Origin of the sequence: Paenibacillus silagei, assembly GCF_017874735.1 — a bacterium.
Taxonomy (GTDB): Bacteria; Bacillota; Bacilli; order Paenibacillales; family Paenibacillaceae; genus Paenibacillus_AQ; species Paenibacillus_AQ silagei.
In genome coordinates this window covers 1-14,879 of record NZ_JAGGLV010000030.1, presented here as the reverse complement: position 1 = coordinate 14,879, position 14,879 = coordinate 1, and the positions used below count along the sequence as shown (strand labels likewise).

The following is a 14,879-nucleotide window of genomic DNA, read 5'->3' as shown; positions in this document are numbered from 1 at the left end:
GCGAAAAGCCGCAGAACTGACAAGGGTCTTCTCCCCTTGCATGTCCCTGCCCTAAGCGCCTTTGATTTGTGATTTCAGGCGTTCGATCACCCGGCTGCGGCCAAGCAGCGCAATCGTTGCATTCAAGTCGCGGCCATGCATCTGTCCGGTAAGAGCGACACGAATCGGCATAAACAGCGCTTTGCCTTTGTGACCGGTCTCCTTCTGCACTTCCTTGATTAGAACAGCCATATGCGGGGCGCTGAAATCTTCGGCAGCCTCCACTTTGGCCAGAAATGCGGACAGCACTTCAGGAACCTGAGCTTCGGCAAGCACCCCTGCCGCTTCGGTCTCCAGCTCCAGGTGGCTGCGGAAGAACAGCTCAGAGAGGGCGACAATATCCGACGCAGCTGTCATTTGCTCCTGGTACAGCGCAACCAGGCTCTCCGCCCAGCCCTGCTGCTCCTCACTGAGCACCTCAGGCAGACGGCCCGCCTTCTGCAAATGAGGAATGGCAAGTGCCGCTATCCGCTTAGGATCGGCATGCTTGATATAGTGATTATTCAGATGCGCCAGCTTGTTCGTATCGAACACTGCCGGGCTCTTCGACAGACGGTCCGCCGTAAAGATCGAGATTAGCTCTTCCTTGGTGAAGATCTCCTCTTCGCCCTCAGGCGACCAGCCCAGCAGAGTGATGAAGTTGAATAGAGCTTCCGGCAGGTAGCCCAGCTGATCGTACTGTTCAATAAACTGAATGATCGATTCATTCCGTTTGCTCAGCTTCTTATGGTCATCGCCGACAATCAGCGTCATATGTCCGAAGAGCGGAGCTTCCCAGCCCAGTGCCTCATAAATCATGAGCTGGCGCGGGGTATTGGAGATATGATCTTCTCCGCGCAGCACATGGGAGATAGCCATCAGATGGTCGTCCACCGCTACAGCGAAGTTATAGGTCGGAATACCGTCCTTCTTCACGATGACGAAGTCACCCATTTCTTTGCTGTTGAACGAAATGCTGCCTTTTACGATATCATTGAAGGTATAAGTGCGGTCTTCCGGAACAAGGAAACGGATGCTGGCCACGCGTCCCTCTGCCTCAAAGGCCAGGCGCTGCTCCTCGGTCAGATTACGGTGTTTGCCGGAATAACGCGGGGTTTCGCCGCGTGCCGTCTGCTCCTCGCGTTCAGCCTCCAGCTCTTCCTCTGTGCAATAGCAGCGGTAAGCCAGGCCGCGGTCCAGCAAATCCTGCCAGTAGACACGGTACAGATCCAGACGTTCAGTCTGGCGGTAAGGCCCGTATTCGCCGCCTACATCCACGCTTTCATCCCAATCGATTCCCAGCCACTTCAAATACTTCAGCTGGCTCTCTTCACCTTCTGCAATGTTGCGCTTAAGATCCGTATCTTCGATCCGGATAATGAATTTGCCGCCCAGATTGCGGGCGAACAGATAGTTAAACAAGGCTGTTCTGGCATTTCCGATATGTAAATGTCCCGTAGGGCTCGGTGCGTAACGCACCCGAACTTGATCCGCCATGGGTTTCCCTCCGCTTCATATTGGTTGAAATCAGGCCTTTATTTACGCTAAAGCCATCTCACGATGATATCACATCTTGCAGCAGACAAACAATAGATTGGGCGGCAATTCCCTCTCCGCGCCCTGCGAAGCCAAGCTGCTCGGTCGTTGTTGCTTTTACATTCACCTTCGATACGTCAGCGCCAAGCGTGCGGGCAATAATCTCCGTCATCTGCGGAATATAAGGTGCCATCTTCGGTTGTTGCGCTATGATGGTTGAATCGATATTCCCCAGCCGGTATCCGCGCTCACGCGCAAGTGCCCATACCTGCTCCAGCAGCTTCAGGCTGTCTGCATCCTTGAAGGCCGGATCGGTATCGGGAAAATGTCTGCCGATATCCCCAAGGCCCAGCGCTCCCAGTATAGCGTCGCTTACCGCATGCAGCAGCACATCCGCATCGGAATGCCCCAGCAGCCCCTTCTCATAAGGAATCGTCACTCCGCCGATAATACACGGCCTTCCCTCGACCAGCTGGTGTACGTCAAATCCTTGTCCTACAGCAATCATCTGTGTCCCTCTCCCCTGCTTCTTACTGTGAATTCAGCGAAATCCAAGTCCTCCGGCGTCGTGATCTTAATATTCATGTAGCTTCCTTCTACAACTGACACGGTAATGCCGCTGCGTTCCGCCAGACTGGAATCATCTGTCCCGAGAAAACCGTCCCGCTCTGCCTCCTCATAGGCGGACAGCAGATCGGACAAACGAAAAGTCTGCGGGGTCTGAATCGCCCACAGACTTCGCCGGTCCGGCGTTGACAGCACCTTGCCTTCACTGTCGACCTGCTTGATCGTATCCTTAACCGGTACTGCAAGCACCGACGCTCCAGCGGACTGCGCCCGCTCGTAGCAAGCTTCTATCTCGCTGTCCTGTACGAACGGCCTTACCCCGTCATGAACCATGACCCAATGGGTCTTAAGTTCATCCAGTCCGCGGCGTACCGAGTGCTGGCGCTCCGTTCCCCCGGGAATGACCGCAGCCACTTTATCCAGCTTGAAGGCTTGTACCCACTGCTTACAGCGCTGCACATCCTCTTCCCCGGTGACAAGCACAATCTCGGAGATCAGCTTATGCCGCTGGAATACCTCCAGGGTATGCACGAGTATCGGCTTGCCCTGCAGCAGCAAATATTGCTTGCTCTCTGCCGTTCCCATCCGGGTTCCTCTGCCTGCCGCTACGATAACGACGCCAACACTGTTTGACATGCTTTCGGCTCCTGTCTTTCTTTCACGTATACTCCCATCATAACGTGTTTGGCTGGCATTTCCAAGCCCGAAAGGGTGCTGCCGGAGGCCTGGGCTGAACTTATTGTGCTTTTTCCAGAAGCTTCGGTTTGGCAAAAATCATCCGTCCTGCCGATGTCTGCAGCACGCTCGTCACCAGAACCTCCATCGTAGTGCCGATATAATCCCGGCCGCCCTCCACCACAATCATCGTGCCATCGTCCAGATAGGCTACGCCTTGTCCATGTTCTTTGCCGTCCTTAATCACCTGAACAATGATCTCTTCGCCCGGCAGAACCACCGGCTTCACTGCATTCGCCAAGTCATTAATATTCAGCACCGACACTCCCTGCAGCTCGCATACCTTGTTAAGGTTAAAGTCGTTGGTGACGACCTTGCCGTGCAGTACTTTCGCCAGCTTGACCAGCTTGCTGTCCACTTCTGAGATCTCCTCGAAATCCCCTTCATAAATCAGCACCTTAACGTCCAGCTCCTTCTGAATCTTATTCAGAATATCAAGCCCTCTGCGTCCGCGGTTACGCTTCAGCAGATCCGATGAATCCGCAATATGCTGCAGCTCCTCCAGCACGAACTCAGGAATAACAATCGTGCCTTCGATGAAGCCCGTTTTACAGATGTCAGCAATCCTCCCGTCAATAATCACGCTGGTATCGAGGATTTTATGCTCCTGAGTTCCACGCTCCTCCGGTTCAGCAGAGCGTGCCCAGCGTCCGGTATTCCAGAGCGAAGCCAGCTCCTCCTTCTTCTCCAGCCCGATCCGCAGGCCCATATAGCCCAGAGCAAGCGTGGCAGCTACCTGCAGCAGCTCCCCTGCTTTGCCCAGCCAGGACATAGCGGGATACAGCAGCAGAGACAGCAGCAGACCTCCCGTAAGCCCTGCTGCGCCTGCAGCAAGCTCATTCATCGGGATACGCGAGCAATACGCAACCATCTCCCGCAGCTTTGAACTTGCCCATTCCGCGCATAAAGTCCCCGCAATCAGAAAAATAATGGCACCCAGCACCGCAAACAAAATGCTTCCTTCCATAGGCAAGCTATCCTCCAGTTTCCCAAGGCCTACCGGGAACCCTCTTTCTGCCGCGTGATATAGCGAATAACCGGACCAGGCTCCACAACACCCGGCAAGTATCAAAACAGACTTTTTCCACATAACCTCGCACCTCCTTTTATTCATCCATCAATCCTCTATACCTCACCAGTATGTTCCAATTTTTAGGACGATAATCCGGGAGCGCGTTATTTTTTCTGCAAGCCTCGAATTTCGTCAGGTTCTGTTGCCGTAAACTGCTATTCCTGGTTGAAAATGAGGGAGACCCTGGCATATAATGAATTCAATTCGAACCCAGGGGTGAATGGAAAATGAGCGCACCAAGTTTACAGGCCTTCCAGGATCAAGTCTCCGAACTGCTGCTCCGTCACCGTAGTCTTCTGGATGTCATGTCCAAGAACGGACAGAGCAGTGCTTCCGTCAACCGGGCTGTCGTCAAAGCCATTACCGAATGCGGCTGCATTCAACTGCATGCCACCAAGCAGGTCTTCGAGCCCACTCTAGGCCTTGAGCAAGCCAAGGAGCTTGCCGGAACCCACCTGGCAGGGGAGCTGTGTGAGAACTGCCGGGAGGTCATTGGCTCCGAGCTGGGCCGCGAGCTGTTCTACATGTCTGCACTCTGCAATTTGCTTGCTATCAATATGGACGAGGTTGTCGCCAAGGAATCGCAGAAATGCGCAACACTCGGGTTGTTCAACTTGTCCTGAGCAGACCGTCCGCGCTCTCCTTCATCCATTCCGCCAGCTCCGGGGGAACCGTATTCCGTATAATACTTCCCTTCCCGCAGGCAGCAAAAAGGCATTGCACTCTCCTGATATTCAGGAAAGGCAATGCCTTTTGTATATAGCGGTCTATGAATGAAATAAGTTCTGAAGAAGGGCTAACCGTTCTTGGAATGATATACCTTATCCTCCGAGCGTCTTCTGCGGCGGCGTTGCCGGCGGACCTTAAACAGCCCTAAGCTCTGTCTGAAGCCATATAAGGCGTACAGCGCCAGAAGTCCAAAGATCAGCTTGGCAATCTGTTCAGGGAAGACTACCGCAACAGCTACAGCGATCACGATAACTACAGGTGCGCCTATAACCGCTTTTTTGGGAAAACCAATCTTCTTGAAGTTGGGATACTTCACTGTGCTGACCATCAGATACGACAGCAGCAGGGTAGCCATAATCATGAATGGTGCAGATACATCCTTATGGAAAAGTGCAAGCGTGGCCAGAACCCCGCCCGCAGCAGGAATCGGCAATCCTACGAAATATCCCGGAATCCCCGGGCGGACATTGAACCGGGCCAGACGTAAGGCTCCGAATACAGGGAAGATCGCTGTGACGGTCCATCCCAGTGCAGGATTCAGCTCCTGCAGACTTGTTAAATACATAATCAGCGCCGGGGCGACTCCAAACGAAACTACATCGGATAGAGAATCCAGCTCCTTGCCGAATTCACTCTCACATTTCAGCGCACGGGCCATCCGGCCATCCAGCCCATCGAGCAGCATCGCGATAATCACCATGATAGCGGCCATGCTCAGCTTGCCGTCAAACGCCATCATGATACCAAACATTCCAAGCATCAGATTACCAATCGTAAAAAGACTTGGAATTGATTTTTGTATCATTTCTTCACCTCAATTTTCCTACTTGTACTGCATGGGACTGCAACATTACGTGATTGTATGGTATTTACATTTGTCTGTCAATAAGAACTTGTTTCTGGAGCCGCTTCAGCCCGTCCTGAATATTGCGTGCGCGGACCTCGCCAATGCCGTCCACTTCATCAAGCTCAGCTATGCTTGCCTTCATCAGGTTAGGCAGCATTTCGAAGCGTTCCACCAAATTGTGGATGATTACATTCGGCAGCCGTGGAATCTTGTTCAGCAGGCGGTAACCACGCGGAGTTACAGCTTCCTCGGAGGAAATGGCTGTTGAGGAATAGCCCAGCAGGCGGGCAATATGGTTGTCATCCATCAGTTCATCATCGCTGCTGCGCTTCAGCCCGGCAATGATCTCACGGATCTTCTCCTCCTGCTCTTCTCTGGCATAGTCTCTGTACAGCAGCCATGCTTCTTCCTCTGTATTTCCAACCAATTCTTCCATCTGCATACTGATCAGCCGGCCTTCATTGCCAAGCTCGTTGATGTAACGCTTAATTTCCATTTTGATTCTCAGCACCATCTCCACGCGCTGGATCACACCGACGACCTCGGCCACCGTCACAAGCCCCTCATATTCAGAAGCGGACAGGTTGGTCAGCCCTTGTGTCAGAACGGCTCTGTACTTCTCCAGGGTCTGGATCGCCTGGTTGGCTTTGGCCAGAATCGAACCGATTTCCTTGAGTGCGTAACGGATGGAGCCCTGATACAGCGTAATAATATTACGGCGCTGGGAAATGGAAACGACCAGCTTGCCGGTCTGCTTCGCTACCCGTTCTGCCGTCCGGTGCCGGATTCCTGTCTCGATCGAAGAGATCGAGGAATCGGGGATCAGCTGCGTATTGGCGTACAGAATCCGCTTCAGATCCTCGCTCAGAATAATCGCTCCGTCCATTTTGGCCAGCTCGTATAAATAGTTTGGTGAAAAATCGCAGTTAATGGAGAAGCCGCCATCGACAACCTCCATGACCTCCGGACTATATCCGACAACAATCAGTGCCCCGGTCTTCGCGCGAAGCACATTCTCCAGCCCTTCCCGGAAGGGTGTTCCGGGTGCAGCCATTCTAAGCAGATCATTCATATTATCTGATGGATTATATTCTTTCATGTCCCTGTGCCCCCTAATCTAACGCGACCGCTAGTGCCTGTGCTACTGTGCTGACGCCTATAATCTGGATATCCTGCGGATGCTTCCAGCCCTTCAGACTCTTCTCGGGCATAATGACCCGCCGGAAGCCAAGCTTGGCCGCCTCTTTCACCCGCATCTCTGCGCGTGATACCCCTCTCACCTCACCGGTAAGCCCTACCTCCCCGAAAAACACATCATACGGCTTGGTCGGAAAATCACGGAAGCTGGAGGCAATGCTGATAGCGACAGCCAAATCCACCGCCGGCTCATCCAGCTTCACCCCTCCCGCAACGTTGAGATAAGCGTCCTGGTTCTGCAGGAACATGCCCATCCGCTTCTCCAGCACAGCAATGATCAGCGCCATCCGTTGATGATCCATACCTGTGCACATTCTGCGGGGCGAAGGGAAATGTGTCGAAGCCACCAGCGCCTGCAATTCAACAAGAACGGGTCTTGTGCCCTCCATGCTGGCTACCACCGCTGACCCGGCCACTCCGAGCGGGCGCTCAGACAGGAACAGCTCCGACGGGTTCTCCACCTCGGTCAGCCCGATTTCCCCCATTTCAAAGATCCCGATCTCATTGGTGGAGCCGAAGCGGTTCTTCACCGCCCGCAGCAGACGGTACGTATGATGGCGCTCCCCTTCAAAATAAAGGACGCAATCCACCATATGCTCCAGCATACGCGGGCCGGCAATAGCGCCTTCCTTCGTTACATGACCAACAAGCACTGTGGCGATCCCCCGGATCTTGGCGATGCGCATGAATCTTGTCGTACATTCCCGCACCTGTGCTACACTGCCCGGCGCACTGGTTACCTCCGGCATAAATACAGTCTGGATCGAGTCAATGACCAGAAATTGAGGCTGAATCTGCTCAATCGCTTCCTCAATGCTCTCCATGTTCGTCTCACATAGAACGTACAGTTCCGCAGACAGCGCTCCGAGGCGGTCGGCCCGCAGCTTGGTCTGCCGCACAGATTCTTCCCCCGAAATATACAGCACGCGCAGCCCTTGTGTAGTCAGGGCATGCGAGGTCTGCAGCAGCAGTGTCGATTTCCCGATTCCGGGGTCGCCTCCGACCAGCACCAGCGAGCCGGGAACGATCCCGCCGCCAAGCACGCGGTTAAGCTCACCGATGCCCGTCAGAATACGGGGCTCCTTGTCACTTTCTATATTTATGATCGATTGCGCCTTTTCTTTACTCTGAAAAATAGGTGCATTCATGCCTTGTGTTTTGACTACGCTTTCCGTTTCCTCTACCATCGAGTTCCATTCCTGGCAGCCCGGGCACTTCCCGAACCACTTCGGTGATTCGTAGCCGCACTCGGTACAGAAAAATTTTGTTTTAGGTTTAGCCATGTGCTCTCCTTACCGTCCGAACTTGCTAAAATTGCGGATATTTTACTCTTATTCAAAGTTTACCATTTCTGCACACTGAACGGAAGGACACTTAAGATCTAGTTTTCATTTGCGTCTTCTTTTAGGCGGGTTTGAGTATGTCTGAGGGACGAAAACAAGTAAAGCTCCCGCCCCTCTATACGGAGGAGCGGGAGCTTTGTTTCATTTTCCGGAACAATTATTCAGTTTCGACTGTTTTCTCCAGGGAGACCTCGGCCGGTGCTTCAACGGTGGTTACGACCAGTTCGCCGTTCACCTCATCAATGTTCAGGGAATCCCCCTTCTTGATGTTGCCCTTGAGCAGCTCTTCGGAGAGGCGGTCTTCGATATGCTTCTGAATCGCCCGGCGGAGCGGACGGGCACCGAAGGCCGGATCATAGCCCTCTTTGGCAAGGAATGCTTTGGCGCCGTCAGTGAGCAGGAAATCTACATTGTACTCACGCAGACGCTTGCGCAGCTCCTCGGACATCAGAGTCACGATCTCTGCGATATGCTTCTCATCCAGCGAGTGGAAGACAATGATCTCGTCGATCCGGTTCAGGAACTCAGGCCGGAAGCTCTTCTTCAGCTCTTCCATAACCTTGCCCTTCATGTTGCTGTAATCCGCGCCCGCATCCTGTACTGCGGTGAATCCAAGCGTCGAATTCTTCTTGATCGCCTGTGCCCCTACGTTCGAGGTCAGGATGATCAGGGTATTGCGGAAATCGACCACCCGGCCCTTGGAATCGGTCAGACGGCCGTCTTCCAGTACCTGCAGCAGAATGTTGAACACTTCAGGGTGGGCCTTCTCAATCTCATCCAGCAGTACAACCGAGTAAGGCTTGCGGCGCACCTTCTCTGTCAATTGTCCGCCTTCTTCATACCCTACATACCCTGGAGGCGCTCCGACCAGCCGGGAGGTGGAATGCTTCTCCATATACTCCGACATGTCGATGCGGATTACCGCATTCTCGTCACCGAACATCGCTTCGGCAAGCGCCCGCGCCAGCTCGGTCTTACCAACCCCGGTAGGTCCGAGGAAGATGAAGGAGCCCATCGGACGTTTCGGGTCCTTCAGACCCGCACGCGCCCGGCGGAGTGCCCGGCTGACCGCCTTAACGGCTTCGTCCTGGCCAATTACACGTTCATGCAGCAGGGCTTCCATATTCAGCAGGCGGTCTGTCTCTTCTTCCTTCAGCTTGCTGACCGGAATGCCGGTCCAGCTGGCCACCACCTGTGCGATATCCTCAGGTGTAACCTGGGAATCGGTGCGGCCCTGCTTTTCTTTCCACTGGTTCTTCGTAGTGTCCAGCTCTTCACGGATCTTCTGCTCGGTATCGCGAAGTGCAGCAGCCTTCTCGAACTCCTGGCTTTGTACTGCGGAATCCTTCTCCTTGCGGATATCATCCAGACGCATTTCCAGTTCCTTCAGATTCGGCGGGATGGTGTAAGAATTCAATCTTACCTTAGAGCCTGCTTCATCAATCAGGTCAATGGCCTTGTCTGGCAGGAACCGGTCAGGAATGTAGCGGTCAGACAGCTTGACTGCTTCCACAATGGCTTCATCTGTAATCTTCACCCGGTGATGGGCTTCGTACCGGTCACGAAGACCGAACAGAATCTGTACAGCTTCCTCAGGGGAAGGCTGATCTACTGTGATCGGTTGGAAGCGGCGCTCCAGTGCGGCGTCCTTCTCAATATATTTGCGGTATTCATCAAGCGTTGTGGCACCGATGCATTGCAGCTCACCACGGGCGAGGGCAGGCTTCAGGATGTTGGAGGCATCAATCGCGCCTTCCGCACCACCCGCTCCAATCAGCGTATGAAGCTCATCAATGAACAGCACGATGTTGCCCGCCTGGCGAATCTCATCCATGATTTTTTTGAGGCGGTCTTCGAATTCACCGCGGTATTTCGTACCAGCCACTACAGAACCCATATCGAGGGTCATGACACGTTTGTCGCGCAGCGTCTCCGGAATTTCATTGTTGATGATCTTTTGGGCCAGACCTTCGGCAATCGCCGTTTTACCAACCCCAGGTTCACCGATCAGCACGGGATTATTCTTGGTCCGGCGGCTCAGCACCTGAATGACACGCTCAATTTCCTTGCTGCGGCCGATCACAGGGTCGAGGTTACCGTCCTTGGCATAGGCCGTCAGATCGCGGGCCAGGCCGTCCAGTGTTGGCGTGCTGACGTTAGCCGGAGCTCCGCTGTGGCTGGAGGTGGCTTCACTGCTGCCCAGGAGCTGCAATACCTGCTGGCGGGCCTTGTTCAGGCTAATGCCGAGATTGTTCAGCACACGGGCTGCTACGCCCTCTCCCTCGCGGATCAGACCGAGCAGGATATGCTCTGTTCCCACATACGTGTGTCCCAGCTTGCGGGCTTCGTCCATGGACAGCTCGATCACCTTCTTGGCACGAGGAGTATAAGCGATGTTGGTCGGTTGTTCCTGACCTCTGCCAATCAGTGTTTCCACTTCATCCTGTATCTTCTCCAGACCCAGACCAAGTCCGATCAACGCCTTAGCGGCAATGCCGTCTCCTTCACGAATCAGTCCGAGTAAAATATGCTCTGTCCCAATGTTGTTGTGTCCCAAACGTACGGCTTCTTCCTGCGCCAGCGCCAGCACCTTTTGTGCGCGTTCCGTAAATCTTCCAAACATCATATCTCCTGCACCTCCACGGATAATAAATATCTATAATTTAATGTTGTGATCCCAGTGTCTCCCGGAGCAGCTTCGCCCGGTACATATCGCGTTCAGTAGGCGACAGCTCGTCACCGAACAGCTTTTGCAGAAAGCCCGGCTGAGTCTTGACATTCAGCTCATTGAGCACTGAAATCGAAGGCCCTTCCAGAATCCCCAGATCTACACCAAGCCGCAGATCGGAGAGCCGCTGTGCCGATTCTTTCAGTTCCATCACAGCAGCATAGGCCAGAATTCCGTAGGAGCGCTTGATACGGTCCGTAATCCGCAGAGCGGAATCGACCAGCAGGCGTTCGCGGGCGTTGCGTTCATGCTCTATAATCTGGGTAACTACGCTGTGAAGATTCTCAATAATCTCATTTTCGGTCTGTCCGAGCGTAATCTGGTTGGAGATCTGAAAGATATTCCCTACTGCTTCGCTGCCTTCACCATAAATTCCTCTAACGGTAAGCCCCACCTGATTAACTGCGGACAAAATGCGGTTGATCTGATGCGTCATCACCAAGGCCGGCAGATGCACCATAACCGAGGCTCTCAGCCCTGTTCCCACATTGGTGGGACAGCTTGTTAAGTAGCCTCTGCGGTCATCGAAGGCGTAATTGACAGCAGCCTCGAAAATATCATCGATGGCGGTTGCCCTTACCCAGGCTTCTCTGACCTGCAGCCCCGGGAACAGGCATTGAATGCGGAGATGATCCTCCTCATTGATCATAATGCTGACCGACTCGTCCTCATTAAGAATGACTGCCCCGCCTTTGGAATCATCCGCCAGGTTAGGACTGATGAGGTGCTTTTCCACCAGTACCTTTTTGTCCAGCTCACCCAGCTCATCCAGTCTCAGCAGCTCGAAGCTGCCGAAGTCGGCCGAAGCTTCACCCTGAAATACGGGGGCAAGCTGCTCCAGCACCTCCTCCGACTGCTCTCTTGAAGCGAGCAGCGGGAACGGAAGATGCTCCAGATTACGGGCGATCCGCATACGGCTGCTGATGACAATCTCGGAATGGCTGCCGCCGCAGCGCATCCAGTCACTCAGTGCTTGTTCGGTAAACCGGAGACTTGACATGCCCGGATCCCTCCTATATATCAAAGACTTTACTCTTGTGGCATTTCTTTTTCAAGCTTGCGGATTCTGTCCCTCAGCTCAGCTGCGGTCTCGAACTCCTCCTGCACAATACTCTGCTGCAATTCCTGCTTCAACTCATCAATCTGGCGCTTGCACATAATCTGTGCGCCCGCCCGCTTGGGCAGCTTGCCGACATGCGCTGTACTGCCATGCACCCGCCTGAAGAGCGGGTCAAGCGTACTGTCGAAATACTTATAACAGGAGCTGCAGCCGAACCGTCCCAGCTTGCTGAACTGTGAATAGGTCATGCCGCAGTTTTCACAATGCAGCCCCTGCACACTTTGTGCGGCTGCTGACTTTCCCTTGCCCGAGCCTTCCAGATCCAGGAGACCGGAAAGCAAGCTGTGGATAGAGAAGCCTCCCGCAGTTCCGGGAATCAGTTCACCCTTCTCCCGCGCACAGCTTTCGCAGATATGAAATTCCGTCTTTTCCCCGTTCACAATCTTCGTGAAGTGGAGTGTAGCCGGTTTGACGCCGCATTCCTGGCATAGCATGAGCGGTGTCCCTCCTTACCATTTGACAAATTATTTGCCCAATAAAGAGATTAGCATAGCCTTCATAAGCTTGGCACGAATCTCATCCCGGTACGGCAGATTAACCGTCAGGCATTCCCGGGAAACCGCAGACCGCATCAGACACGCTTCACGTTTGGAGAGGAAGCGGGCCTCCTCCAGCTGATAAATCAGCCCTTCGGCAGAATTCTGATCAATATCATTCCCTATCGTGGAGTTCAAATGTGCGTATAAGGCGACATTCTGAGGCAGCTCATAGCGCTGAATCCGGATATATCCGCCGCCGCCGCGTTTACTCTCCACCACATATCCCTTTTCCAATGTGAACCGTGTGCTGATGACGTAATTGATCTGTGACGGGACACAGGAGAACTGGTCCGCCAGATCATTGCGCTGAATTTCCACCGTACCTTCGGGACTTTCATGCAAAATATTCTTCAGATATTGTTCAATAATATCGGAGATATTACGCATCACTCATCCTCCAGTGTATAAGCATTGGTTAAATCTATGCTGCGCCAACGCCTGCCGTCAGAAGACATGCTCTTAAGAACTTAACCCGGGCAATGTAATAAGAATCGGCTGCAATAGCCTCTGCCCTGCGCTTTTTCTCTAAATGTTACATTCCTGAGAACGATGATATCCGGCCTGCGTTGACTTTGACTTTCTTTGACTTTTTCATATTATAACATATTCTCGCTGAATGCCAAGGGGTTACTCTTATTTTTTACGCTTTGGCTGTATTGTATTCCGGTTGCCTGCTTCGTTCACTGAATGGAGGCGTTATGTATAGGACAGCTCCTCCCTCCCAGGGGAAGAGGAAGAGCCGTTCTCTGTCAGAAAAAATCGAATAATGCCGTCTCAGCCTGCGGAATCAGCGCTTCAAACCAAGCTGTCGCCTCAGCAGTCCCGGATAATTGTCCGTACTTTGCCGCCTGAAGCGGACGCTTGTATCCCATCAGCAGCACAGTAAGCGTACCGATACTGCATTCCAGGTCAGCCTCTGACCGCTCGCCCTGAATCCGGGTGAACGCCGCTCCCCCTTGCTCCGACACAGTCCACCGCCATAACCCGTTGTTCCATGATGCATGCTTATCTTCAATATAAAGCACCCGCTCCCGGTCACCCTCAGGCACATTGAAGATCATGTTCTCCACAAAAGCCTTAGCATTGACGATACGCGCCATGAAGTATGGATAATTCTCCTGCGCAATCCGCGGATCGGGAAGGAGGAAGGGAAGAATATCGTCAGCAGGCACCAGCTTCAGCTGTGCAGCCGTAATCATGGAGTCATGATTGGCCAGGAAGGTCCACAAGCCCTGGCGGGCAAGCTCGTTCCCATAGACAAACTCATCTATGACCAGCTCCTGCTGCACTATTTTATACAGCACATAGCCCTCCGGTTCACCCTGCTCTGAATAAAACACACAGGAATGCGTATCGTCATCAAGCACACTTTCCTTCCACCAGGTCTCAGTGCGCTGGAGAGTCCCGTTATACCTCATAGCGAATTGGTCGTACAACTGCTGGAATACTGCAAGATCCGGGATATCGCGCTTCACGCTGCCCTTAATCTCCGTCTTGTGCGGGAACTTCCCTACCGGAAGAGTATACTTCTTATATTCACAGTAGATCTCCCAGCCGAATTTACGGTAAAAGGGAATCAGGAACGGATGCAAAAAGGACAATGTCTGACCGGCTTCATTCATCGTCTCGAGCGCATGGGTCAGCAGATGGGCTACATAGCCCTGCCGGCGGTTCTCCGGCCAAGTGGCTACACCGGCGATGCCCCCCATAGAAATGGGCTTGCCTTGTATATATACCTCTAACGGAAGAAGCGTCAGCTTCGCACCGATACTGTCCCCTTCAAAAATCGCCCAGGTTTGTTCCGGTTTGAAGCTCTCCTTGGCGCGTACTCTGTCTTCTGCAGAAACCTTATACTTAAAAGCATATTCGGACAAGCTTAGGCTGTCCTCAAATTCTCCGGCACGTAATTGCCTGATTTCCATGCTGTTCCCTCCGTTACATTCCATAAATTAGCTCCAGATATTTGCTTAATAGAGAGTATAACAAGCCAAGCCGCCGGATGCTAATAAAGGCTGGCCACCAGTTGCAAAAAGAATAGTTATCCACAGCTTTTGCACAGCAAAGCAAAAAACCGGAAAGAGTTTCTTTCCGGCTCAAAAGAGTTATCCCCGATTACATTTTATCTATCCACAATATTCACTTTTTATCCACAAAATCGGTGTATTACTTATGTTTTCGCTTGACTCATCCACAATATTGTGCGTGATTCCTCCATGATCCGGGGATCATTCTGTTCCTGTAAAGGTATCCACATGTGCGCAACTTTTCTGTACTTACTGAAATCTATCCACAGCTTTTCCACAGGCCTGCCCGCACGCAAAAAAACCACTGTCGATTGCTCAACAATGGCTCATGTGCTTGGCAACGTCCTACTCTCCCAGGACCCTTCGGTCCAAGTACCATCGGCGCTGGAGGGCTTAACGGTCGTGTTCGGGATGGGTACGTGTG

General features: G+C 53.0%; 13 protein-coding genes and 1 rRNA gene. 1 reads left to right on the top strand and 13 read right to left on the bottom strand.

The genetic code is table 11. The features are described from left to right. Positions 1 to 51 precede the first annotated feature (51 nt). The 4 genes from gltX to J2Z70_RS28940 all read right to left on the bottom strand — a co-directional run bounded on the left by gltX (position 52) and on the right by J2Z70_RS28940 (position 3,946). Positions 52 to 1,515: a glutamate--tRNA ligase gene (gltX, locus tag J2Z70_RS28955; protein ID WP_209878853.1), complete on the bottom strand. Its 1,464-nt coding sequence runs from the start codon at positions 1,513 to 1,515 to the stop codon at positions 52 to 54. Positions 1,516 to 1,573: 58 nt separating this feature from the next. Further along, complete coding sequence (ispF, locus tag J2Z70_RS28950; protein ID WP_209878851.1) at positions 1,574 to 2,062, bottom strand: 2-C-methyl-D-erythritol 2,4-cyclodiphosphate synthase; 489 nt, start codon at positions 2,060 to 2,062, stop codon at positions 1,574 to 1,576. Continuing rightward, positions 2,059 to 2,757, bottom strand: coding sequence for a 2-C-methyl-D-erythritol 4-phosphate cytidylyltransferase (ispD, locus tag J2Z70_RS28945; RefSeq protein ID WP_036721883.1), 699 nt, complete (start codon positions 2,755 to 2,757; stop codon positions 2,059 to 2,061). Before ispD ends, ispF begins: the two co-directional genes overlap by 4 nt. A 100-nt stretch (positions 2,758 to 2,857) precedes the next feature. Then, on the bottom strand, positions 2,858 to 3,946 hold the full coding sequence (locus J2Z70_RS28940; RefSeq protein WP_036721886.1) for a PIN/TRAM domain-containing protein: 1,089 nt from the start codon (positions 3,944 to 3,946) through the stop codon (positions 2,858 to 2,860). Between the two features lie 209 nt (positions 3,947 to 4,155). Here J2Z70_RS28940 and J2Z70_RS28935 point away from each other — a divergent pair, with 209 nt between their 5' ends. After that, positions 4,156 to 4,551, top strand: a complete 396-nt coding sequence (locus J2Z70_RS28935) for a nucleoside triphosphate pyrophosphohydrolase family protein (RefSeq protein ID WP_036692322.1) — start codon at positions 4,156 to 4,158, stop codon at positions 4,549 to 4,551. Positions 4,552 to 4,724: 173 nt separating this feature from the next. Here J2Z70_RS28935 and pssA read toward each other — a convergent pair whose 3' ends face one another. From pssA to rrf, 9 genes are all read right to left on the bottom strand, one after another. Next, positions 4,725 to 5,462, bottom strand: a complete 738-nt coding sequence (gene pssA, locus J2Z70_RS28930; protein ID WP_036721891.1) for a CDP-diacylglycerol--serine O-phosphatidyltransferase — start codon at positions 5,460 to 5,462, stop codon at positions 4,725 to 4,727. 64 nt (positions 5,463 to 5,526) lie between these two features. Continuing rightward, on the bottom strand, positions 5,527 to 6,603 hold the full coding sequence (gene disA / locus J2Z70_RS28925; protein WP_209878849.1) for a DNA integrity scanning diadenylate cyclase DisA: 1,077 nt from the start codon (positions 6,601 to 6,603) through the stop codon (positions 5,527 to 5,529). 13 nt (positions 6,604 to 6,616) lie between these two features. Then, positions 6,617 to 7,984, bottom strand: coding sequence for a DNA repair protein RadA (gene radA, locus J2Z70_RS28920; RefSeq protein ID WP_036692317.1), 1,368 nt, complete (start codon positions 7,982 to 7,984; stop codon positions 6,617 to 6,619). 217 nt (positions 7,985 to 8,201) lie between these two features. Continuing rightward, complete coding sequence (gene clpC, locus J2Z70_RS28915; protein WP_209878847.1) at positions 8,202 to 10,670, bottom strand: ATP-dependent protease ATP-binding subunit ClpC; 2,469 nt, start codon at positions 10,668 to 10,670, stop codon at positions 8,202 to 8,204. A 37-nt stretch (positions 10,671 to 10,707) separates the two neighbouring features. Continuing rightward, positions 10,708 to 11,772: a protein-arginine kinase McsB gene (gene mcsB, locus J2Z70_RS28910; RefSeq protein ID WP_036721897.1), complete on the bottom strand. Its 1,065-nt coding sequence runs from the start codon at positions 11,770 to 11,772 to the stop codon at positions 10,708 to 10,710. 29 nt (positions 11,773 to 11,801) lie between these two features. Next, positions 11,802 to 12,326 (bottom strand): protein-arginine kinase activator protein McsA, encoded by a 525-nt coding sequence (gene mcsA / locus J2Z70_RS28905; protein WP_036721899.1) that lies wholly within the window; start codon positions 12,324 to 12,326, stop codon positions 11,802 to 11,804. Between the two features lie 30 nt (positions 12,327 to 12,356). Then, the gene (locus J2Z70_RS28900; RefSeq protein ID WP_036721901.1) at positions 12,357 to 12,818 is read right to left on the bottom strand and encodes a CtsR family transcriptional regulator; all 462 of its coding nucleotides are present in this window, start codon (positions 12,816 to 12,818) and stop codon (positions 12,357 to 12,359) included. A gap of 362 nt (positions 12,819 to 13,180) precedes the next feature. Next, positions 13,181 to 14,353, bottom strand: a complete 1,173-nt coding sequence (locus J2Z70_RS28895; protein ID WP_209878845.1) for a GNAT family N-acetyltransferase — start codon at positions 14,351 to 14,353, stop codon at positions 13,181 to 13,183. Positions 14,354 to 14,787: 434 nt separating this feature from the next. Further along, a 5S ribosomal RNA gene (gene rrf, locus J2Z70_RS28890) occupies positions 14,788 to 14,879 on the bottom strand; the annotation flags it as partial.

Coding starts and splice junctions, on each gene's coding strand:
- ispD (WP_036721883.1), bottom strand. CDS start 2,757: ATGTCAAACAGTGTTGGCGTCGTTATCGTAGCGGCAGGCAGAGGAACC.
- ispF (WP_209878851.1), bottom strand. CDS start 2,062: ATGATTGCTGTAGGACAAGGATTTGACGTACACCAGCTGGTCGAGGGA.
- clpC (WP_209878847.1), bottom strand. CDS start 10,670: ATGATGTTTGGAAGATTTACGGAACGCGCACAAAAGGTGCTGGCGCTG.
- J2Z70_RS28900 (WP_036721901.1), bottom strand. CDS start 12,818: ATGCGTAATATCTCCGATATTATTGAACAATATCTGAAGAATATTTTG.
- mcsA (WP_036721899.1), bottom strand. CDS start 12,326: ATGCTATGCCAGGAATGCGGCGTCAAACCGGCTACACTCCACTTCACG.
- J2Z70_RS28935 (WP_036692322.1), top strand. CDS start 4,156: ATGAGCGCACCAAGTTTACAGGCCTTCCAGGATCAAGTCTCCGAACTG.
- mcsB (WP_036721897.1), bottom strand. CDS start 11,772: ATGTCAAGTCTCCGGTTTACCGAACAAGCACTGAGTGACTGGATGCGC.
- J2Z70_RS28895 (WP_209878845.1), bottom strand. CDS start 14,353: ATGGAAATCAGGCAATTACGTGCCGGAGAATTTGAGGACAGCCTAAGC.
- disA (WP_209878849.1), bottom strand. CDS start 6,603: ATGAAAGAATATAATCCATCAGATAATATGAATGATCTGCTTAGAATG.
- J2Z70_RS28940 (WP_036721886.1), bottom strand. CDS start 3,946: ATGTGGAAAAAGTCTGTTTTGATACTTGCCGGGTGTTGTGGAGCCTGG.
- radA (WP_036692317.1), bottom strand. CDS start 7,984: ATGGCTAAACCTAAAACAAAATTTTTCTGTACCGAGTGCGGCTACGAA.
- gltX (WP_209878853.1), bottom strand. CDS start 1,515: ATGGCGGATCAAGTTCGGGTGCGTTACGCACCGAGCCCTACGGGACAT.
- pssA (WP_036721891.1), bottom strand. CDS start 5,462: ATGATACAAAAATCAATTCCAAGTCTTTTTACGATTGGTAATCTGATG.